General features: G+C 60.6%; 16 protein-coding genes and 1 pseudogene. 6 read left to right on the top strand and 11 right to left on the bottom strand.

Annotated elements, in window-relative coordinates:
• Positions 1-2 precede the first annotated feature (2 nt).
• The 5 genes and pseudogenes from A9971_RS05770 to A9971_RS05750 form a co-directional block, all read right to left on the bottom strand.
• On the bottom strand, positions 3-2,492 hold the full coding sequence (locus A9971_RS05770; RefSeq protein WP_183001002.1) for a fimbria/pilus outer membrane usher protein: 2,490 nt from the start codon (positions 2,490-2,492) through the stop codon (positions 3-5).
• Positions 2,493-2,577: 85 nt separating this feature from the next.
• Positions 2,578-3,327: a molecular chaperone gene (locus A9971_RS05765; RefSeq protein WP_183001001.1), complete on the bottom strand. Its 750-nt coding sequence runs from the start codon at positions 3,325-3,327 to the stop codon at positions 2,578-2,580.
• Positions 3,328-3,399: 72 nt separating this feature from the next.
• Positions 3,400-3,981: a fimbrial protein gene (locus A9971_RS05760; protein ID WP_183001000.1), complete on the bottom strand. Its 582-nt coding sequence runs from the start codon at positions 3,979-3,981 to the stop codon at positions 3,400-3,402.
• Positions 3,982-4,312: 331 nt separating this feature from the next.
• Positions 4,313-4,493, bottom strand: a pseudogene (locus tag A9971_RS05755) (DNA-binding response regulator); the annotation flags it as partial.
• Positions 4,494-4,514: 21 nt separating this feature from the next.
• The gene (locus tag A9971_RS05750; RefSeq protein WP_183000999.1) at positions 4,515-7,688 is read right to left on the bottom strand and encodes a hybrid sensor histidine kinase/response regulator; all 3,174 of its coding nucleotides are present in this window, start codon (positions 7,686-7,688) and stop codon (positions 4,515-4,517) included.
• Positions 7,689-8,305: 617 nt separating this feature from the next.
• Here A9971_RS05750 and A9971_RS05745 point away from each other — a divergent pair.
• The 4 genes from A9971_RS05745 (at position 8,306) to A9971_RS05730 (ending at position 13,071) form a co-directional block, all read left to right on the top strand.
• The gene (locus A9971_RS05745; protein ID WP_011062206.1) at positions 8,306-8,788 is read left to right on the top strand and encodes a MarR family winged helix-turn-helix transcriptional regulator; all 483 of its coding nucleotides are present in this window, start codon (positions 8,306-8,308) and stop codon (positions 8,786-8,788) included.
• Positions 8,778-10,247: an efflux transporter outer membrane subunit gene (locus A9971_RS05740; RefSeq protein WP_011062205.1), complete on the top strand. Its 1,470-nt coding sequence runs from the start codon at positions 8,778-8,780 to the stop codon at positions 10,245-10,247. Before A9971_RS05745 ends, A9971_RS05740 begins: the two co-directional genes overlap by 11 nt.
• Positions 10,248-10,261: 14 nt before the next feature.
• The gene (locus tag A9971_RS05735; RefSeq protein WP_077934493.1) at positions 10,262-11,464 is read left to right on the top strand and encodes an efflux RND transporter periplasmic adaptor subunit; all 1,203 of its coding nucleotides are present in this window, start codon (positions 10,262-10,264) and stop codon (positions 11,462-11,464) included.
• 77 nt (positions 11,465-11,541) lie between these two features.
• Positions 11,542-13,071 (top strand): DHA2 family efflux MFS transporter permease subunit, encoded by a 1,530-nt coding sequence (locus tag A9971_RS05730; RefSeq protein ID WP_011062203.1) that lies wholly within the window; start codon positions 11,542-11,544, stop codon positions 13,069-13,071.
• Between the two features lie 194 nt (positions 13,072-13,265).
• Here A9971_RS05730 and lpxH read toward each other — a convergent pair whose 3' ends face one another.
• Together lpxH and A9971_RS05720 are read right to left on the bottom strand one after the other, a co-directional pair.
• The gene (lpxH, locus tag A9971_RS05725) at positions 13,266-14,018 is read right to left on the bottom strand and encodes a UDP-2,3-diacylglucosamine diphosphatase (RefSeq protein WP_183000998.1); all 753 of its coding nucleotides are present in this window, start codon (positions 14,016-14,018) and stop codon (positions 13,266-13,268) included.
• A complete protein-coding gene (locus tag A9971_RS05720) occupies positions 14,015-14,518 on the bottom strand; it encodes a peptidylprolyl isomerase (RefSeq protein WP_011062201.1) in 504 nt (167 codons plus the stop codon). The genes lpxH and A9971_RS05720 overlap by 4 nt, the downstream gene beginning before the upstream one ends.
• A 270-nt stretch (positions 14,519-14,788) precedes the next feature.
• Between A9971_RS05720 and A9971_RS05715 the strand changes: the two genes are divergently transcribed.
• Both A9971_RS05715 and cysS read left to right on the top strand, forming a co-directional pair.
• Positions 14,789-16,489 carry a glutamine--tRNA ligase/YqeY domain fusion protein gene (locus A9971_RS05715; protein ID WP_174395733.1) on the top strand — a complete coding sequence of 567 codons (1,701 nt, stop codon included), beginning with the start codon at positions 14,789-14,791 and terminating at the stop codon, positions 16,487-16,489.
• A gap of 18 nt (positions 16,490-16,507) precedes the next feature.
• Positions 16,508-17,890 (top strand): cysteine--tRNA ligase, encoded by a 1,383-nt coding sequence (cysS, locus tag A9971_RS05710; RefSeq protein WP_053159449.1) that lies wholly within the window; start codon positions 16,508-16,510, stop codon positions 17,888-17,890.
• Positions 17,891-17,958: 68 nt separating this feature from the next.
• On the opposite strand, the gene A9971_RS05705 is transcribed toward cysS, so the two are convergent.
• From A9971_RS05705 to nuoM, 4 genes are all read right to left on the bottom strand, one after another.
• Entirely contained in the window at positions 17,959-18,276 is a 318-nt protein-coding gene (locus tag A9971_RS05705) for a DNA-binding transcriptional regulator (protein ID WP_053152691.1), read from the bottom strand.
• Entirely contained in the window at positions 18,263-18,613 is a 351-nt protein-coding gene (locus A9971_RS05700) for a toxin (RefSeq protein ID WP_183000997.1), read from the bottom strand. The genes A9971_RS05705 and A9971_RS05700 overlap by 14 nt, the downstream gene beginning before the upstream one ends.
• 237 nt (positions 18,614-18,850) lie before the next feature.
• Positions 18,851-20,314 carry an NADH-quinone oxidoreductase subunit NuoN gene (gene nuoN, locus A9971_RS05695; RefSeq protein ID WP_015636299.1) on the bottom strand — a complete coding sequence of 488 codons (1,464 nt, stop codon included), beginning with the start codon at positions 20,312-20,314 and terminating at the stop codon, positions 18,851-18,853.
• A 7-nt stretch (positions 20,315-20,321) separates the two neighbouring features.
• Positions 20,322-21,854 carry an NADH-quinone oxidoreductase subunit M gene (gene nuoM, locus A9971_RS05690; RefSeq protein WP_015636298.1) on the bottom strand — a complete coding sequence of 511 codons (1,533 nt, stop codon included), beginning with the start codon at positions 21,852-21,854 and terminating at the stop codon, positions 20,322-20,324.
• Between the last annotated feature and the right edge of the window lie 7 nt (positions 21,855-21,861).

The following is a 21,861-nucleotide window of genomic DNA, read 5'->3' as shown; positions in this document are numbered from 1 at the left end:
AATCAGGGGCGGCACACCAGGTTCGCCCGCTCATAGTTCAGCGCCTTGTCGCGTTCGGGCAAGGCATAAGGCGCTTCACACCTCTGGCCCTGCCAGTGGATAGTCAGGGTACCGGTGTCGGCTTCAACCAGTGCCAGAGCCTTGCCACCAGGGTCAGAGATCGCCAACTGTTTGCCAGTGCTGTCCTCGAGCGACGCGCCAAACGGAATCGGCTGGTGCTTGGCGTCGAACAGCGCAAACTGCACCCGCCGTCCGGTCTTGCTGGTGTAACGCGCCAGCACCACGGCACCACGACGTGGCACCACTTGCCGGGTCCCACTGTCGATCTCGATATCGGCGCCCAGGTCTCGAGTGTCGAGGTTGATCCAGTTCACGCGATAGGGCTGCGCATTGGGGATCACGGCGAAGCCGTTGCTGCCGGTCCTGGCTCCGGAGAAGCTGCCGATTTTCACCCCTTTCACCCCTTCTGCGCCTTCGACTTGCGCCAGCGCGAACGTTTCGCCCACGGTTTGTCCCAGGTTGATTCCGCCGGCATGGCCGACGATCGAACCCGACAGGTTAAGGTTTTGCGCGTTGTAACCGCGCCCCTGGCTGTAACCGGCGCTGATATCCATAAATGAGGTGCGGGTGCTGAGGTTGACTGAGCCGGAGCTGCCGCCGTTGCTGCTGTTGCCGGCTTGCACTGAGTAATAGGTGTCGCTGTCTTGCGCCAGATAGCCGTTGATGCCCATTTGCGTGGTATCGCTGGATTTCTGCGTGCTGGCCGAGACGAAGGCGCGGGGTGCACGAGGCTTGGAGCCCAGCGGGAACGATATGGACAGGTTCACCAGTGTGTCATTGTTCGCCGGCCCGTAGTTGCCGACATCCTTGGAGTAGGTGGCGCCGAGGTTGTAGCTCACATCGCCCCAATAGTTGCTGTAACCCGCCGACAGGCTTTGCGAGCCCCCGCGTCCCCAGTAACGCTGGTCGCTGGCGTTGATGTAGGCGCTGCCGTATCGCTGGTTTCGGCCCAGGCTCTGGTTGACGGTCAGGTCGGTACGGGTTTTCGAGTTGCCGATACGCTTCTGACCGTCGTTGCTCAGTTCCTCGACGTGCTCGGTGAGGGTGCGATAGCCCTCGGTCGAGTAGCGATAGGCGGCGAGGGTGAAGTTGGTGTCGGTGCCGGTGAACGTCTTCGCATACAGCGCGCGCAGGCTGTTGCCGGTGATGGTTTTGCCGAAAGTGCTGCTCATGGAGTGGGTCAAGTCCAGCGAGACGGCACCGATAGTTGTATTGCGGCCAGCTCCCACGGACAGCGCCTTGAAGTTTTCCGAGGCCTGCACCCCGACGATCCCGGACAAGTTACTGCTGATGCCGTATGCCAGGGTGCTGCTGACAAATTGCGGTGACTTCTGGTCAACGCTGTTGCTGTTGTACCGGCCGGCCGAGACGCTGTACTTCAACTGGCCCTCACGGACCATGATCGGCAGGCTGGAAAATGCGTGCACCGTCACCCGGCGGCGGCCATCGGCTTCGATAATCGTCACTTCCAGGTCGCCGTTGGAGCCGCTGGGGTAGATATCGCTGATCTCGAATGGCCCCGGCGGCACGTTGGCGGTGTAGAGGAGGTAGCTGTCCTGGCGAATCTCCACGGTGGCGCTGGACTGCGCAATGCCGCGAATGATTGGCGCATAACCGCGCTCGCTGTCGGCACGCATGCCGTCGTCGGACGCCAGTTTCAGGCCGCGATAGCGCACGCTGTCGAACAGGTCGGCATCTGAAAAAATATCCCCGGCGCTGAACTGGCCCTTCAGGGCAGTCACGTCATGTTGCAGATAGCTGCGGTTACTTTTGAATGTGCTGGGGCGGCCGGTGCTGCTGCTAAAGTTCGATTCGTTACGCAAGCGCCAGGCGCCGAGGTTGATGCCGTTGCGCAGGCCGATGTTGTTGGACAGGGTATTTTCACCCCGAGTGCCGTTGCGGCTGCTGCTCAACTGATAGTTGATGAATGCGGCGGGAACGCCTTCGTCCCATAGGGCCGAGTCGACATAACCACGTCGGCCACGCACCATGGCGCGTTGCGGAACACTGACGATCAAGCGCAGACGGGGTACGTCGTAACGCACGCTGGCGTGATCGATCAAGGCGGGCAAGTCCAGGCAGGCATCGGGATCATCGCTGCTCAGTTTGCCGCTGGCTTGCAGCTTGCCGATGTCGACCCCCAGTTGCTGCACTATTTCCAGAGTCAGACAGGCCTCGACCTTGCTCGTGCCGGGAGGGCGACGAAAATCGATGTCGCGGCGGCCGACCAGCGTTTCGTTGCCGTACAGGTCCACCCGATAGATGCCGGGCAGCACACGACTGCTGGCGAGCAATGGTTGCAGATCCACAGAAGATGGTGCGCCTAGGAGAAACGAGGTATTGAACTGTTCATCGTCATCGGCCACGCAGGTGGTGCTGAATAACAGAACAATCGAAAATGGCGCCCATCTGTCGCGCTTGAGTAAAAACATGCAGGAACCCCATATCACCTCCGATACGAACTAACGGAGCGAAGAGAAATACAGTGGAAGTTCAGCCGTCACAGCGGCGCTTAAGTTATGGGGTTTGTTTATTCAAACTGGCTCGGGTATCGGCACTGTTCGAAATTTGTGCTCCATAACGATCTTGTGCGCCATAATCATTAATGCTTTTGAATAAAAGACGGGCTGTATTGGCGTTGTGAAGTTGTTTAAGGGTGAAGCTTTTTTGTTCGCCGGGGGCAATCATCATCGAATCAAAGGGGTGTTCACTGATGGTGCCGGATTGAAGTGTGATATCTGCAATCGACACGTGATACCGGCCTGGGTTATTCACCACCAACAAGCTCTTGCCGGCTTGTTCTGTCAGCCGCCAAGTCAGTTCGCTCGGTGCCAGATAGGCGTTGTTTTTCAGGCCTGCCGGGCGGAAGAACACCTTGATGCGCTGGCGCACGGCCAGTTGCAACGTGTTCTCGGATTTCGCCGCTCGAGGGATCTCTTGCACATTGAGCCACACCACCGACTCGCGGTCGGTCGGCATGCCCGCGCCTTCGTAGATCACCCGCAATATTTGCTGTTCGTCGCCGCTGACGCGCACCAGGGGCGGCGTCACAGCAAAGGGTACGGCTGCGGTTTCGCTGGAGTCGGTGTCGATCCACGACTGGATCAACACGTCTTCACCGCTGTTGCGCACGGTGATTCCGGCCTCCTTGTGCTGGCCGTCGAAAATCAGCCGGGTGCTGCTCAAGGAAATTCCGGCCATGGCCTGATTGACCACGAACAGGCTCAGCAGGCCTGCACAAAAGGATAGTGAGTGACGATAAAACATGAGGGCTACCGCGCAAGTGAATGAGGATGCGGGGCCGACCGGCCCCGCACCGGGCTTGTGTGTTCGCGCGGATTATTCGTATTGCAGCGTGAACGGTAGGGTGGCGTCGCCACGACCGGCAACAGCCTGTGCCGGAGCGACGGTGGTTACGTAGGCTGCGGAGAATTTGAGGGTGGTGTTGCTGTCTTGCAGAGTGTTTTCGATCTTTGCGGTGCTAGGCGAGCTGAGGTCGATCACGGCGCCATTGGAATCAAGCAGCGCAATGCCGATACCTTTCGCAGCCCCCAGGCCGTCGATCAGACGAAGCACGTTGGTACCGGGCACAAGACCCGAACCTGCGCCCGAGGTTGGTCGGAAGATCATTGCGACCTTAGTACCGGCGTTGCAGTTGATCTTCATGCTGAAGTTTTCGACGTTCAGGGTGCCGTTGCCTTTAGGCGCGCTGGGAGTGCCCATGTCTTTGATCGACACTTCGCCCATGTCGACCGCTATGGTTTTACCCTTGCCAGCGCCTTCAACGGAGCAGGCATCGTTGTTGATGGTGCCGGTGAAGTTGATAGTGCCACTACCGGCCTGGACGGGGTCATCTGCCAGGGCGTTGCCAGCGGCGGCGATGATTGAAAGGGCGAGAAGTGCGCGAGTTAGCTTTTTCATGTTGTTTTCCAGTGGTTAGGTTTAAAACAACAACACGATATAACGCGATTTTTTGGTGGTACATCAGACGATTCCTAGAAGTTAATTGCAGCTGGAATGTAGTTGTCTGTTAGTTTGAGTTTTTCTAGTTATGTTAGTAATCCAGAAGTGTATGGTTGCTGTTGGCGTCAAGTTTGCTCGTGGCGAGAATTTTTTTGAATGCTTGTTATCTTTGCGCTCTTAAGTCAATCGTTGCTGACTCCCACTCCCGGAACAAATCAACGCACTATTTTATGTTCCTTTAGCAACATGTGAGTAAAACGCTCGGCACTGCTGCGCACCGGCTTGCCACGATCTCTTGCAGGCGCGTCAGGATCAGCGGGTTGGAAATCATCGTCAGCACCAGCACGTTGGGGAAGTGCCGCGTCAGGTATTCCATCAGCGCGCAAGCATTGGCCACGCTCAACCAGCTCTCGTACCCCCCCCAGGACGATGGGGTGGTCATTGGCAATGGCAACCTTGAGGGTTTCCATGGCTGATTATCCGCATTGAAATTATTCAAGGGTGTCCAGCAGGTCTTTCAATCGAGCCAGATTCTGGCGCACCTCCAGGTCCAGGGCGCTGGTCACGCTCATGCCGTTCAAGCGACACTCCAGCTCGACGAAGGTTGTGGCCAGTTCCTCGAGCTGTACCGCACCCAATGCACCGGCCATGCTGTGCAGCTGTTGCGCCACGCGATTGGCATCGGCGTTGTCCAGTGCCGTCAGCGTGACCTGCATGTCCTGGCGTAGCGTCGTGACAAAGAGTTCGCGCATGTTCGGTGACAGCTTTAGAGGCGCAACGCTGGTCGCTGGTAGGGCGATTTTGCAATGTCTTTCCAGGTGCGCGCGCAGGGTGGCGAGGTTCAGTGGCTTGACCATCCAGGCGTTCATGCCGACGCTAGTGCAGCGCTCGCCTTCTTCGCGCAAGGCGTTGGCGGTGACGCCGATAATCGGCAAGGCCTGATCCAGTTGTCGCAACGCCGTGGTCAATTGGTAGCCGTTCATGACCGGCATATTGACGTCGGTCAGCAGCAGATCGAAGCGTCCGGGCGACCACTGCGCCAGGGCAAGCTCGCCATTGGCCGCGACGACCACCGAGCAGCCCAGCACTTCCAGTTGCTCCTTGATGATCGCCGAGTTGATCACATTGTCTTCCGCCACCAGCACTTGCAGATTCAACTGCCGGGGGGTATCCGGCGACGAAGGTTGGCTGTCGGTGCTGGCGCCGTGCTGGGCCTGGTAAATCGCCCAGGCGATCGCGCGGACATCATGGGCGTCGACTTCTCGGACGGTACCGCGTAATTGCGAAGGGTTGGGGCCATCCGCCGTGGCGACGACCTTCGGACCCGGCCAGGCCGCGGTATTGGCCAGCGAGCAAAGCTCTACCAGCAGTGCCGATGACACTGGTGTACCGGCCGTCAGCGGGTGGCAGTCGAGGCCAAAACGCTTGAGCCAGGCCATCAGGTGTTGGGCCTGTTCAGCGACCTTTGCACGCACATAGACGGCGGCGCTGCCGGGGCCGAACACAGGGCAATCGGCCAGCTCACCGGGTGCGTGTTCCAGCGAGAGTTGAAGGATGAAACTGCTGCCGAGCCCGGGCTCGCTGACCACGTTCAACTGGCCCGCCATCAACTCGCACAGCCATTTGCAAATGGCCAGTCCCAATCCGGCACCGGCTTGCGCGTTGGCGTCGTTGACCTGATAGAAAGGGTCGAACAGTTGCTGTTGTTGCGCCTGGGTAATCCCCTTTCCCGAATCGCTGACTTGCCATTGCACATGGGCACGGCCGTCGTCGCTTTCCAGCAACTGAACCCGCAGCACCACGCGACCGTTATCGGTGAACTTGATGGCGTTGCTCAGCAAGTTGTTGAGGATCTGGCGAATCCGTATCGGGTCACCGCGCAACCGGTCCGGCAGCGCCGGGTCGATGCAGGCATAGAGCAGCAGGCCCTTGGATCGGGCGAAGGCGCTGTAGGTGCGCACGGTGTCTTCGGTCAGCTCCAGCGGGCAGAAATCCTCAAGTTCGAGGGTCATCTGTCCGGCTTCGATTTTCGACACATCCAGTACATCGCTGACCAGTTGGAACAACGTGGCGGAGGAGCGCTGGATGGTGTGCAGGTAATCCTGCTGGCGCGGGGCGAGCGAGGTCAGGCCAAGCAGCTCCAGAGTTCCCAGCACGCCGTACAGGGGAGTACGGATCTCGTGGCTCATGGTGGCGAGGAAACGGCTTTTGGCCTGGTTTGCCGAGTCGGCGGCCTGGCGCGCTTCTTCCAGCGCCGCTGCATCTTCGACATGCCGGGTCACGTCATGCAACGCACATAACCAGGCGTCCTGGCCCTGATAGCGGGTGGGCACAAAGGCGACGTGCAGGTGGCGCCCATTGATTTCAAGATCGGCGTGACCGGGGCCCGTAAGGGGCGTGAGCAAGCTCATCAGTTGGCCGTTGTGGTGCCATTGCTGGGCGCGCTGGTTTTCCAGCAGCACCTGGTGATCGCTGCGGCGAATCACGCACAGGCCGGTCGGCGCCGTATCGATCACCGTGCGGCTGAACGCCTCGCTTTCAGCGATGCTGGCGTGGGCGCTCTGCGCGGGCAGGATGACCCGGGCCTGGTACCAGCGATTGATCGCCCGACTGCAACCGAGCAGCGCAAGCACCAGCGCGACCAGGCCAAGCAATGGCCACAGCGCGTAATCGAGGAAGCTGCGCAGGCTGATGAAGTAGATCGCCGTCCAGTGATGCTCCCCGGGGCTGCTCAGTTTGAACACCAGGCCGTCGCGGTTGAAGTTCACCCCTTCATCCAGCACCTCGCCGGGTTTCAGAGCTCCGGTCAATACCACGCCACGAGGGGTGATCAAGGTGAAGTCATCGTAGATCGACCACTGCATCAACCGCTCGATGTTGTTGACCTGAGACAGGTTCATCAGCGAGCCCAGCACCACCCAGGTATCGGCGCCCTCGACGGTCAATGCGGTTTTCGCCAGGTTGATACTCACGTACGCCAGCAGGGTGGGGGCGCTCTTGTCGTCATTGGAAGAGACATAGGGTTCCCAGTGCACCTGAAAATCTGGCAATGGCGAGTTCTGCCCGCGCAGGCGCTTGTTCAAGCGGGTCATCGCATTGATCAGATCGCCCATAGGCATTGGTACCCGTCCCGGACCGCGCAAACGCCCGGTGGAGGGTACGGCAAGGTCAAAATTGTCGGGGCCATTGATCAGGGCGACTTGGGGCGACTGATAGTGCGAGGCCGACCAGAATGCACTGTAATAGGCCGCCAAATGGGTACCTAGCGCAAAGATCTTCGGGTATTGGCTGGGGGCAATCCTGTCCGTATTGATCTTCAAGCTATAGGGCAGCGAAAACGGCAGGCCGCGGCCCTCGTAAATATTCGGCCCTTCATCGGGCAGGGGTTTTTGTGAGTAGGGTGGCAACATGAGACTGGGCAGCCGTTCGCTCTTGACGCTTTCCCGGGCGATATCCTGCAGGAACACTTCCTGTTCGTGGACATTCTCCATCAGCCGGGCGAAGTGAAACTGCAAGGTTTCGCGCCGCTCTTCGATCATGCGCGTCACCCCCACATAGCTGATGCCCAGCAACAGCAACAACAGGGCTCCGAGCACCAGCAGGCTCTTGTTCAGGCGCGAGGAACTGCTGGCGAGTTTCTCCAGAAGGGCATTGGGATGTGGCATTAGAGGACCTGGGTAGCAGTGATGAGAGAGCCGTTGGACACAGTGACTTCGATGGCAAGTGACGGGCCTCGACACCCGCTTGCCAATCCATACGCGTTTGTCGGCCCGTCATGGGACAGCAACGGCTGGAATTGATCCGAAGATATGGCGTGAAAGATCAGGAAACCCTGAATCTGAGTGCAGTCGATTTTACGCAACAGATCAAGTTCTTGCGCGGTCTCCAAGCTTCCCGTCACCACCGTTAGACCAACGGGGGACCGAGCCTGGCAATGCAGGTCGGCGCCTGCGTCAGTTCCTCGTTGGCGCTGCAGTCGTGCACCTGTATGCGGTCGATCTTCAACTCGCTGAAGGGGGGGATGCCGGGTGCACGTGCGAGCCATGGCCTTTGTTGAAGTCATCGTGGAATAGGGCAATCCCGTTGATTCACAGGCGGCAGGCAGAGGCATGAAGACTACTAATCGTCAGCGGGTTGGTGATGACGCCCGCCTGTTCAGCATAAAGACCCAGTCCATTGGTCAACTAATTGCAAAGCAACCTAACTATTGCGTTGACATTCGCTGCCTAGGCAGTAACATCTCGACATATATTCACTGCCTAGGCAGTTATTAGGTGAGCACATGAAGCATTTCACCCCGGACGAATTCAAAACCTGCCATCTCGGCCTGTTGCTGGGCCGCGCCGCATTGCTCAAGGACCGGATCATCGACACCCACATGGAACCCCACGGCATCACTGCCGCGCAGTTCAAAGTGTTGATCATCATGGCCCAGTTCGGCGTCGATACCCCGGCCGAGCTGTGCCGGCACCTGTCGCTGGACAGCGGTTCGATGACACGCATGCTCGATCGTCTGGAGCAGAAGGGCTTCCTGGCTCGCCAACGCAGCGAAGGTGATCGCCGCCAAGTGCAACTGACCCTGACCGAACAGGGCCAGCAGCTGACGGATCGGCTGCCGCAGATCGGCGCCGACGCGATGAATGAACTGGCTGGCGCGATCTCCCCGGACGAGTTGAAGACCCTGGAATACATCCTCAAGAAAATCCTGCTGGCCGCCGGTGACCCGATCACCATCCAGCGCTTAGGTGAACACAATGAGCAGTAAAACCTTGCGCAGCAGCCTGACGCTGGTGCTGTCGGCGATGATCCTTGCCGGATGCGCCAATTACAGCGGCCTCGATACCCAAGGCAAAAATCTCGACGCGAAAAGCCTGAAGGCCGGCCAATCCCTCAACGGTGTGACCCTGTCGCCTGCGGCATGGCCGAAAAGCGACTGGTGGACCAGCCTTGGCGATCCACAGCTCGACGGTCTGATCCGCGAAGCCCTGCGCGACAGCCCGGACATGCAGATCGCCGCCGCCCGCGCCCATCAAGCCAGCGCCGCCGCGTATGCCGCCGATGCCGAACGCTATCCGACCCTCGACGCCAGCGCCGGCATCAGCCGTTCGCGCCTGGCCAAGGATCAGGATCCGCTGGGGCAGGGCGATGCCTACGCCACCGTGCGTAACATCAGCGCCGGCTTCAATTACAACTTCGACCTGTGGGGCGGCCAGCGTGATGCCTGGGAAGCCGCACTCGGCCAGGCTCGTGCTGCTGAAGTCGACCGTCAGGCCGCGCAATTGACCCTCGCCGCCGATGTGGCCCGGGCCTACAGCGATCTGGGGCAGGCGCACATCGTCTATGACCTGGCCAGCGATGACCTCAAGCGCACCAGGCAAATGCTCGATCTGAGCCAGCGTCGCTTGAGCGCCGGGATCGACAGCCAGTACCAGCTCCAGCAAACCCAGAGTCTGGAAGCCAGTTCCGAAGCCAGCCTGATCGACGCCGAAAAACGCCTGAGCAGTGCGAAAATCGCCCTGGCCGTGCTGCTCGGCAAAGGCCCGGATCGCGGCAGTGAAATCGCCCGGCCCAAAGTATTGCAAGCCAGCGCCGTGGCTGTGCCCTCGGTTCTTCCGGCAGAGCTGCTTGGCCGCCGCCCGGACCTGGTCGCCGCCCGCTGGCGTGTAGAGGCCGCGAGCAAAGACATCGATTCGGCGAAAACCCGCTTCTATCCCAACCTGAACCTTACGGCTTCCGCCGGTGCCGAATCCTTGTTGGGTGACGCAATGTTTGGTTCGGCCAGTCGCTTCTTCAGCATCGCCCCGACCATTTCGCTGCCGATCTTCGATGGCGGGCGCCTGCGCGCCAACCTCGATTCACGTGACGCCGATTACGATCTGGCGGTGGCGCAGTACAACAAAAGCCTGGTGAAAGCGCTGGGTGATGTCAGCGACACGATCAACCAGTTGCGTGACATCGGCCGGCAAATCGGCGCGCAACAGCACGCCACCGATATTGCTCAGGATTCCTATAACACCGTGGTCCAGCGTTACGGTTCCGGCATCGGCAACTACCTGGACGTGCTCAGCATCGAGCAGCAACTGCTGCAGGCCCAACGTCAGTTGGCCAACCTCAATGCCGAGCAGATCGATCTGTCGATTCAACTGATGCAAGCGCTGGGCGGGGGCTTTCAGGGCGAGACCCTGAGCGCAGCCAACGCCATTCCAGCCACGCCGCACAACTAATTCAGGTATTTGTCATGGCCACTGCCGAAAACACCCAAGCTCAAGACAACTCGCAAGACACCGGCAATCCGCGCAAGCGCAAAGTGATGCTGCTGGTGCTGGCCATCGTTGTAGCCCTCACCGCTGCCGGTGTCTGGGCTTATCACGAATTCATCGGGCGCTGGAATGAGAGCACCGATGACGCCTACGTCAACGGCAACGTCGTTGAAATCACTCCGCTGGTGACCGGTACCGTGGTCAGCATCGGCGCCGACGATGGTGACCTGGTCCACGAAGGTCAGGTGCTGATCAACTTCGACCCCAACGATGCCGAAGTCGGTCTGCAAAGTGCCCAGGCGAAACTGGCGCGTACCGTGCGTCAGGTTCGCGGCTTGTACAGCAATGTCGACGGCATGAAAGCCCAGGTCAACGCGCAACAGGCCGAAGTGCAGAAGGCTCAGGACAACTTCAACCGCCGGAAAAACCTTGCCGCTGGCGGCGCGATTTCCCAGGAAGAACTGTCCCACGCCCGCGACGACCTGACCTCGGCGCAAAACGCCCTGGCCAACGCCAAGCAGCAGTTGAAAACCACCAGTGCGCTGGTCGATGACACCGTGGTCTCGTCGCACCCGGACGTGATGTCGGCGGCTGCGGATCTGCGCCAGGCCTACCTGACCAATGCGCGCAGCACCCTGATCGCGCCGGTCACCGGTTACGTTGCCAAACGCACCGTGCAGCTCGGCCAGCGAGTGCAACCGGGTACGGCGTTGATGGCGGTGATCCCGCTGGATCAACTGTGGATCGATGCCAACTTCAAGGAAACCCAACTGCGTGATATGCGCATCGGCCAGCCCGTGGACATCGAGTCCGACATCTACGGCAGCAGCGTGAAATACAGTGGCACCGTCGACAGCCTCGGCGCCGGCACCGGCAGCGCGTTTGCTCTGTTGCCCGCTCAGAACGCCACCGGCAACTGGATCAAGATCGTGCAGCGTGTGCCGGTACGGATTCACATCAATGCCGAAGAGCTGGCCAAGCACCCACTGCGGGTTGGGCTGTCGACCAATGTTGAAGTGAACCTGCATGACCAGAGCGGCCCGGTACTGGCGCAGCAACCGCAGCAAAAGGCCTCGTTCAGCACCAACGTCTACGACCGGCAGTTGGCCGAAGCCGATGCGATGATCGCTCAGCTGATCCATGACAACAGCGCTGTGGTCAGCAAAACCGCGCAACGCTGATTCGCCACTGACCCTGTGGGTGCGAGCATGCTCGCCCCAAAGGGGCGCAGCGCCACCCCGGTTCCAAAGGATTCGCGATGAGCAATAACGCTTCTTTCACGCCGCCCAGCCTGTTGCTCAGCACCATCGGCCTGTCGCTGGCGACCTTCATGCAGGTGCTCGACACCACCATCGCCAACGTGGCGTTGCCGACGATTTCCGGCAACCTTGGTGTGAGTTCGGAGCAGGGCACGTGGGTGATTACCTCGTTCGCCGTGAGCAACGCGATCGCGTTGCCGCTGACCGGCTGGCTCAGCCGGCGCTTTGGCGAGGTGAAACTGTTTCTCTGGGCGACGATGCTGTTTGTGCTGGCCTCGTTTCTCTGCGGCATCTCGACCTCGATGCCTGAGCTGATCGGCTTTCGTGTGCTGCAAGGCCTGGTGGCCGGGCCGTTGTACCCGATGACGCAAACCCTGTTGATCGCCGTTTATCCACCCGCCAGGCGCGGCATGGCCCTGGCATTGCTGGCAATGGTCACGGTGGTGGCGCCGATTGCTGGTCCCATTCTTGGCGGCTGGATCACCGACAGTTACAGCTGGCCGTGGATTTTCTTCATCAACGTTCCGATCGGCATTTTTGCGGTGATGGTGGTGCGTTCGCAGCTGGCCAAGCGCCCGGTGGTCACCAGCCGTCAGCCGATGGACTACGTGGGGCTGATTTCGCTGGTCATTGGCGTCGGCGCGTTGCAGGTGATCCTCGACAAGGGCAATGACCTGGACTGGTTCGAGTCGAACTTCATCATCATCGGTGCGGCGATTTCGGTGATCGCGCTGGCGGTGTTCATCATCTGGGAAATGACCGACCAGCATCCGGTGGTCAACCTGCGGCTGTTCGCGCACCGCAACTTCCGCATTGGCACGATAGTGCTGGTGCTGGGCTACGCCGGATTCTTCGGTATTAACCTGATCCTGCCGCAATGGTTGCAGACCCAGATGGGCTACACCGCGACATGGGCGGGGCTGGCGGTGGCACCGATCGGCATCCTGCCGGTGCTGTTGTCACCCTTTGTCGGCAAGTACGCGAACAAGTTCGACCTGCGCCTGCTGGCTGGGCTGGCATTCCTGGCCATTGGCCTGAGCTGCTTCATGCGTGCCGGTTTCACCAATGAAGTGGACTTCCAGCACATCGCCCTGGTGCAACTGTTCATGGGCATCGGCGTGGCGCTGTTCTTCATGCCGACCCTGAGCATCCTGATGTCCGACCTGCCCCCGCACCAGATCGCCGACGGCGCTGGCCTGGCAACCTTCCTGCGGACTCTGGGGGGCAGTTTTGCGGCGTCGCTGACCACCTGGATCTGGATTCGCCGGGCAGACCAGCATCACGCTTACATGAGCGAAAGCATGAGCATCTTCGACCCGGTCACCCGGGATGCGCTGAGCAATCTCGGAGGCGCGAGCACCAAGGCTTACGCGCAGCTGGATCAAGTCCTGACCAGCCAGGCATACATGCTCTCGACCGTGGACTACTTCACCTTGCTGGGCTGGGGCTTCATGGGCCTGATTCTGCTGGTCTGGCTGGCCAAGCCGCCATTCGCTGCCAAGGCCGGCCCAGCCGCGGCGGGGCATTGATGCCTTTCGTCGCAGGCGCTGGCGTCCGAAAGGGTCATGCAAGGCTTGCTGGCCCCTTCGCCGGCAAGCCGGCTCCTACGGTAGGGCATCTGTTGTAGGAGCGGGCTTGACAGGGAAGGCGCCCGACAGGGCCATGCAAGGCTTGCTGTTCCCTTCGCCGGCAAGCCGGCTCCTACGGCAGCGAGGGCGTCCGTTCAGGTCGAACCGGGCAGCGCCAGTTGCGTCGGTACGAAATCGAACGCCGCCAGTTGGAAACCCTGCTCATCCACCTGCAGCGCCCAGCCCTGACGGTCCCAGTCCCCCAACACAATGCGCTTGGCGGCTTGTTCGCCGATCTGCAGCTTGTGGATCGCCGGGCGATGGGTGTGGCCGTGAACCAGGGTGCGCACCCCGTGTTCCTGCATGACCTGCGGTACCTGGTCCGGGGTCACATCGACAATGTCGTTGGCCTTCATGCGGGTCTGGGCTCGGCTTTCGTTGCGCAGCTTACGCGCCAGCTTGCGCCGGGTGCCCAGGGGCAGGTGGCGCAGAATCCACAGGCTCAGCGGGTTGCGCAGGTAGCGGCGCATACGCATGTAGGCTTCGTCACGGGTGCACAGGCTGTCACCGTGCATCAGCAATACAGGCTCGCCGTAGAAGTCGACGACGCTGGGATCCTTGAGCAGGGTGGCGCCGGCCGCCTTGCAGAAGGCCTTGCCGAGCATGAAGTCGCGATTGCCGTGCATCAGGAAAATCTGCGTGCCGCTGTCGCTGAGCTCGCGCAATGCCTGGCAAATGGAAAGCTGGTAGGGGGTCATGGCATCGTCGCCGATCCATACCTCGAAAAAGTCCCCGAGGATGTACAGCGCCTCGGCGGCGCGGGCGCGTCCACCGAGTAAATCCAGAAACGCCCGGGTGATGTCCGGGCGCTCCTCTTCCAGATGCAGATCTGAAATCAGCAGTATCACTCAATGATCTCGGCTTTCTCGATGATCACGTCGTCTGCGGGTACGTCCTGGTGGCCGGACTTCATGGTGGTAGCCACGCCCTTGATCTTGTCGACCACTTCGGTGCCGGCGATCACTTTGCCGAATACGGCGTAGCCCCAGCCCTGCACGGTCTTGCCGCTGTGGTTGAGGAAGCTGTTGTCGGCAACGTTGATGAAGAACTGCGCGGAAGCCGAATGCGGCTCCATGGTGCGGGCCATGGCCACGGTGTACTTGTCGTTGGAAAGGCCGTTGTCAGCTTCGTTCTGGATGCTTGGACGCTTGTCTTTCTTTTCTTTCATGCCAGGTTCGAAGCCGCCGCCCTGGATCATGAAGTTACCGATGACGCGGTGAAAAACGGTGTTTTCATAGTGACCGGCTTTCACGTATTCGACGAAGTTGGCCACGGTCAACGGGGCTTTCTCGGCGTTCAGTTCCAGCACGATCTCGCCGTGGTTGGTGGTCAGTTTGACTTGGGTCATGGTCGGTACTCTTTATAAGGAGAAGCGTTTTCAAGAAAATCCTGGGTGGCGGGGCACGCATGGGGTCCGCACCGATTTGGCCATCCTGCAGCCAAGGAGCGCAGTTTAGCGTGACCGCCACGAATTTCGAGGCTGTTTTTTCACTTGGGTGCCATTAATAGCCGCAGTTTTAAAGCTGCGCTCTGTCAGGCACTTGACAGCATCGGCTATGATATCCGTTTTGATTTATCAGGCCGCACCTGGCCGCGCACTTGTACGTTCAAGGATCCTATGAGCAAGCCCACTGTCGACCCTACCTCGAATTCCAAGACTGGACCGGCCGTACCGGTCAACTTCCTGCGCCCGATCATCCAGGCGGACCTGGACTCGGGTAAGCACACACAGATCGTGACCCGCTTCCCTCCGGAGCCCAATGGTTACCTGCACATCGGTCACGCCAAGTCGATCTGCGTGAACTTCGGTCTGGCCCAGGAATTCGGTGGCGTCACGCACCTGCGTTTCGACGACACCAACCCGGCCAAGGAAGACCAGGAATACATCGACGCCATTGAAAGCGACGTCAAGTGGCTGGGCTTTGAGTGGTCCGGCGAAGTGCGTTATGCCTCGCAGTACTTCGACCAGTTGCACGACTGGGCCGTGGAACTGATCAAGGCGGGCAAGGCCTATGTCTGCGACCTGACCCCTGACCAGGCCAAGGAATACCGCGGCAGCCTCACCGAGCCAGGCAAGAACAGCCCGTTCCGCGAGCGTTCGGTAGAAGAGAACCTGGACTGGTTCGCTCGCATGCGCGCCGGTGAGTTCCCGGATGGTGCACGGGTACTGCGGGCCAAGATCGACATGGCCTCGCCGAACATGAACCTGCGCGACCCGATCATGTATCGCATTCGCCACGCCCATCACCATCAGACTGGTGACAAGTGGTGCATCTACCCCAACTACGACTTCACCCACGGCCAGTCGGACGCCATCGAAGGCATCACCCACTCGATCTGCACCCTGGAGTTCGAAAGCCACCGTCCGCTGTACGAGTGGTTCCTCGAGCACCTGCCGGTGCCCGCGCACCCGCGCCAGTACGAGTTCAGCCGCCTGAACCTGAACTACACCATCACCAGCAAGCGCAAGCTCAAGCAACTGGTGGACGAGAAGCACGTGAATGGTTGGGACGACCCGCGCATGTCGACCCTGTCGGGCTTCCGCCGCCGCGGCTACACCCCGGCGTCGATCCGCAATTTCTGCGAGATGGTTGGCACCAACCGCTCCGACGGCGTGGTTGATTACGGCATGCTGGAATTCAGCATCCGTCAGGATCTGGACCAGAACGCACCCCGCGCCATGTGCGTGCTGCGTCCGTTGAAAGTCGTGATTACCAACTACCCGGAAGACCAGGTCGAGAACCTCGAACTGCCGCGTCATCCGCAGAAAGAAGAACTCGGCATGCGCCAGCTGCCGTTCGCCCGTGAAATCTACATCGACCATGACGACTTCATGGAAGAGCCGCCCAAAGGCTACAAGCGCCTGGAGCCTAACGGCGAAGTGCGCCTGCGTGGCAGCTACGTGATCCGTGCCGATGAAGCGATCAAGGACGCCGAGGGCAACATCGTCGAGCTGCGTTGCTCCTACGATCCGGACACCCTGGGCAAGAACCCTGAAGGCCGCAAGGTCAAGGGCGTGGTTCACTGGGTGCCGGCTGCCGCCAGCGTCGAGTGCGAAGTGCGCCTGTACGATCGCCTGTTCCGCTCTCCGAACCCGGAGAAGGCCGAAGACAGCGCGAGTTTCCTGGACAACATCAACCCTGACTCCCTGCAAGTGCTCACTGGTTGTCGTGCTGAACCCTCGTTGGGCAACGCACAGCCGGAAGACCGTTTCCAGTTCGAGCGCGAAGGCTACTTCTGCGCGGATATCAAGGACTCGAAACCAGGTGCTCCGGTATTCAACCGTACCGTGACCCTGCGCGACTCCTGGGGTCAGTGATTCAGTCAAGGAACTAACGTGCTAACGATCTACAACACGCTCACCAAGAGCAAAGAAGTCTTCAAGCCCCTGGACGGCAACAAGGTGCGCATGTACGTGTGCGGCATGACCGTGTACGACTACTGCCACCTGGGCCATGGCCGCAGCATGGTGGCCTTCGACCTGATTACCCGCTGGCTGCGTTTCAGCGGGTATGACTTGACCTATGTGCGCAACATCACCGATATCGACGACAAAATCATCAATCGTGCCAATGAGAACGGCGAGGCCTTCGAGGCCCTGACCGAGCGCATGATCGCGGCGATGCACGAGGACGAGGCGCGGCTGAACATCAAGAAGCCGGACATGGAACCGCGCGCCACCGACCATATCCCCGGCATGCACGCGATGATCCAGACCCTGATCGACAAGGGCTACGCCTACGCTCCGGGCAATGGCGACGTGTACTACCGCGTCGGCAAGTTCATGGGCTACGGCAAGCTGTCGCGCAAGAAGATCGAAGACCTGCGCATCGGCGCGCGGATCGAAGTCGACGAGTCGAAACAGGACCCGCTGGACTTCGTCTTGTGGAAAGCCGCCAAGCCGGGTGAGCCGAGCTGGCCATCGCCTTGGGGTGACGGTCGTCCGGGCTGGCACATCGAGTGCTCGGTGATGTCCACCTGCTGCCTGGGCGAGACCTTCGACATTCATGGCGGCGGCAGCGACTTGGAGTTCCCGCACCACGAGAACGAGATCGCCCAGAGCGAGGCGGCTACCGGCAAGACCTACGCCAACGCCTGGATGCACTGCGGCATGATCCGCATCAATGGCGAGAAGATGTCCAAGTCCTTGAACAACTTCTTCACCATTCGCGACGTGCTCGACAAGTACCATCCGGAAGTGGTGCGTTACCTGCTGGTGGCCAGCCACTACCGCAGCGCCATCAACTACTCGGAAGACAACCTCAAGGACGCCAAGGGCGCCCTGGAGCGTTTCTACCATGCACTCAAGGGCCTGCCGAAAGTGGCGCCGGCCGGTGGCGAAGCCTTCGTCGAGCGTTTCACCCAGGTGATGAACGACGACTTCGGTACTCCGGAAGCCTGTGCCGTGCTGTTCGAGATGGTGCGCGAGATCAACCGCCTGCGTGAGAGCGATATCGATGCGGCGGCCGGTCTGGCAGCCCGCTTGAAGGAGCTGGCCAGTGTGCTGGGCGTGCTGCAACTGGAGGCCGACGACTTCCTGCAGGCCGGTGCCGAAGGTCGGGTCGATGCGGCAGAAGTCGAGGCGCTGATCCAGGCCCGCCTGGCGGCCCGTGCCAACAAGGATTGGGCAGAGTCCGATCGGATCCGCGACCAGATCACCGCCATGGGCGTGATCCTGGAAGACGGCAAGGGCGGTACGACCTGGCGCCTGGCTGACTGAGCCTGCGTTCGCTGCAACAAGAAACCCGCCTGGTGCGGGTTTTTTGTTGCCCTTCGAACAGTGCCGGATCAGGCCAGCGAGGCGAGGCGCTCCACTGTATCGGGGTAGCGTTCCACCAGGCGTATCAAGGTCGTGGCCTGGGCGTTGGGTATGGCGCGGCCCTGTTCCCAGTTCTCCAGGGTGCGGGTGTTGGTGCGCAGGTACATGGCGAATACCGAGCGCGAGAGGTTGAGTTGCTGGCGGATGTTCATCACCTCGGCGGCGGTGATGGGGGGCAGCTTGTCGAGTTTCACTTTATGGCTGCGCAGGGTGATCTTGCCCTGGCGTTCCTGGGTGAGGGCGTCGATGCCTTCAACCAGTTCGGAAAAGATGTCACGTTTGGTCATGTCTTCTGGCCTCGATTTCACGTTCCAGCAGTTGTTTGAGCTGTTGTCGCTGCTGCGGTAGCAGGTCGTCCATCTGCTCCTTGTCGAACAGGGTGAAGAGCCAGAACTGTGCTCCTCCGGACCACCAGTAATAAATCACCCTCAGCCCGCCACGCCTGCCCTTGTTGCGTCGCTCATCGATGAAACGCATCTTGCGCAAGCCGCCAGTGCCCTGAATCAGAACACCCGCGTGCGGGTGACGCAGCAACTCGATCTGCAGTTCGCAGAACAACTCGTCGTCAAGGAAGTCCTTTCGGTATCGCGCAAATGCCGGTAGTTCAATAAACAGAGCATTCATTTCATACGCTTCCTGCGTATAGACTGGATGACGCTGGAGCTTTGGTCAAGGCCCGCTGAGCGCCGCGTTTGATCTGGCAACAGTCTATGTCTGCGGCAGTGGGCTGAATGTCGGACCGGGCCGACGTGACAGGAAGGGCGATTCCGAGTTTCGCTGGGAAGAGGGGAGGGCAGGGCCCTGAAATGCAAAACGGCACCCGAAGGTGCCGTTCTGTTTGTTGCGTTGAAACCTAAGCGATCAACCCGCCAGGCCGGAGTGCTGGACCAGGGTCAGCAGCGGCTGTGGGTATACGCCGAGGAAGAACGCCAGGACCGCGATGGCCAGCAGCATGACGCCACCGGCTTTCTGTTCCCAGTGCAGTTGGGCATCGACGCGACGCAGGTTCGGCTCGATCAGATACAGGGTGACCATCACTCGCAGGTAGTAGAAGACGCCGATGGCGCTGCCCATGACCAGGGAACCGACCAGCCACCATTGGTGCGCTTCGACACCGGTAGCGATGATGTAGAACTTGCCGATGAAGCCTGCGGTCAGCGGGATACCGGCCAGGGACAGCATCATCACGGTGAGGACGGCGGTCAGGTACGGACGGCGCCAGAACAGGCCGCGGTACTCGTACAGGGCGTCGGCATCACGGCCTTTGTACGGCGAAGACATCAGGGTGATCACACCGAAGGCGCCAAGGCTGGTGATCACGTAGGTGACCAGGTACACGCCGATGGCTTCCATGGCCAGGCCCTTGCTCGCCACCAGGGCGATCAGCAGGTAACCGAAGTGGGCGATGGACGAGTAACCCAGCAGACGCTTGAGGTTGCTCTGGGTCAGCGCCAACAGGTTGCCCACCAGGATCGAGGCGATGGCGATCACGGTCAGCACGTTGCTCAGGACACCGCTGCTGGCCACTGGCGAGAGCTGGAACAGACGCACCAGTACCGCGAACACCGCCACCTTGCTGGCGGTGGCCAGGAAGGCGGCGACCGGGGCCGGGGCGCCTTCGTAGACGTCCGGAGTCCACAGGTGGAAAGGCACCAGCGACAGTTTGAAGGCCAGGCCGATCAGCATCATGCCCAGGCCCAGTTGCGCCAGCGGGCTTGGCAGCCCAGTGGCGGCCAGGGCTTGACCGATACCGCTGAAGCTCAGGCTGCCGGCTTCTGCGTAGAGCAAGGCCATGCCGAACAACAGGAAGCCCGAACCGGCGGCCGACAGCACCATGTACTTGATGCCGGCTTCCAGGGAGCGCTTGTTGAAGAAGGCATAGGCCACCAGGCCGTAGACCGGTACCGAGAGCAGTTCCAGGCCGATGAACAGGCCGGCCAGGTTCTGCGCGCTGACCAATACCAGGCCACCAGCGGCGGCCAGCAGGATCAGCAGGTACAGCTCTTCACGGTTGCCCGGGTAACCGCTACTGCCATCGCCCAGGTAGGCGTGGGCCAGGGTGACGCAGGCCAGGGTGGCCACCAGGATCAGGGCCATGTAGAGGCAGGCGAACTGGTCGATCTGCAACAGCGGGGTGACCGCCAGCGGTGCCACTTTCAGCACCGGGAAGATCGACAGCAATGCCAGGTTCAGACCGGCCACCGACAGCAGGAAGGTCTGGGCGTGGTTGCGCCGCCAGGCGATCGCCAGCATCACCACCACAAGGGTGGCGCTGGTGATCAGCAGCGGCGCCAGGGCTATAAAGTGTTGAATCGTAAAGTCCATAGCGCTCTTACCGGGCCGAAGCGAGTTGAGTGAAGGCGGTGCTGAGCCATTGCTGCACGCCATGCATGGTGGCGGCAGAGGTATCGAGGAACGGTTGCGGGTACACGCCGATGTAGATCAGCAGTACCGCCAGCCCCAGCACCATGATCAGTTCGCGAGCATCCATGCCGTGCAGCACCGCGTCCGACTTGGACGGGCCGAAGTAGGCACGGTGGATCATGATCAGCGAGTAGACCGAGCCGAACACCAGGCCCGAAGTCGCGATCGCGGTGATCCATGGAGCGCTGACGAAGGTGCCGATCAGGATCAGGAACTCGCCGACGAAGTTGCCGGTGCCCGGCAGGCCCAGGGAGGCGGCTGCGAAGAACAGGCTGATGGCCGGCAGGTAGGCGATACGCGACCACAGGCCGCCCATTTCACGCATGTCGCGGGTATGGGTGCGCTCGTACAGCTGGCCGCTGAGGATAAACAGCGCGGCTGCCGAAACACCGTGGGCCAGCATCTGGATCACCGCGCCCTGCAGGGCCTGCTGGCTGCCGGAGTAGATCCCGATCAGCACGAAGCCCATGTGGGAAACGCTGGAGAAGGCGATCAGGCGCTTGATGTCGGTCTGGGCGAAGGCCAGGAAGGCACCGTAGAAGATCCCGACCAGACCCAGGGTCATGGCGATCGGTGCGAACTCTGCCGAGGCGTTGGGGAACAGTGGCAGGGCGAAACGCAGCAGGCCGTAGGCCGCCGTCTTCAGCAGGATGCCCGCCAGGTCCACGGAACCGGCGGTCGGTGCCTGGGCGTGAGCGTCAGGCAGCCAGGAGTGGAATGGCACCACGGGCAGCTTCACCGCGAAGGCGATGAAGAAGCCGAGCATCAGGATGTACTCGGTGGCGGTGGACATCTTGGTCTTCAGCAACTGGGCGTAATCGAAGGTGATGACCCCGGTGTTGTTGAAGTTCACCAGCACCAGGCCCAGGATCGCCACCAGCATGATCAGGCCGGAAGCCTGAGTGAAGATGAAGAACTTGGTCGCTGCGTAGATCCGGGTTTTCTTGCCGTCTGCCGAGCTGTGACCCCAGAGCGCGATGAGGAAGTACATCGGCACCAGCATCATTTCCCAGAAGAAGAAGAACATGAACAGGTCCAGCGCCAGGAACACGCCGACCACACCGCCCAGGATCCACATCAGGTTCAGGTGGAAGAAGCCCACGTGGCGCTGGATCTCTTTCCAGGAGCAGAGTACCGAGAGGATACCCAGCAGGCCGGTCAGCAGGATCATCAACAGCGACAGGCCGTCCAGCGCCAGGTGCACGTTGATGCCGAAGCGCTCGATCCAGACATGCTTGAACTCGATGGCCCAAGTTGGATCGGCGCCAGGCGCCGGAGCAAATGAATAGTTACCGTGGGCCCACAGCCAGAGGCCGAGGGCGAGTTCCAGGGTCATGGTCAACAGCGCAATCCAGCGGGGGAGGGTGGCGCCGAAGCGCTCACCCAGCCAGCACAGCAGGCCGCCGATGAAGGGGATCAGGATTAGCCAAGGCAGAATCATGACGGGC

This window comes from Pseudomonas sp. UME65 (assembly GCF_014170225.1).
GTDB classification, from domain to species: Bacteria; Pseudomonadota; Gammaproteobacteria; order Pseudomonadales; family Pseudomonadaceae; genus Aquipseudomonas; species Aquipseudomonas protegens.
The sequence above is the reverse complement of the archived record's forward strand: the minus strand, read 5'-3'. Positions and strand labels throughout refer to the sequence as shown.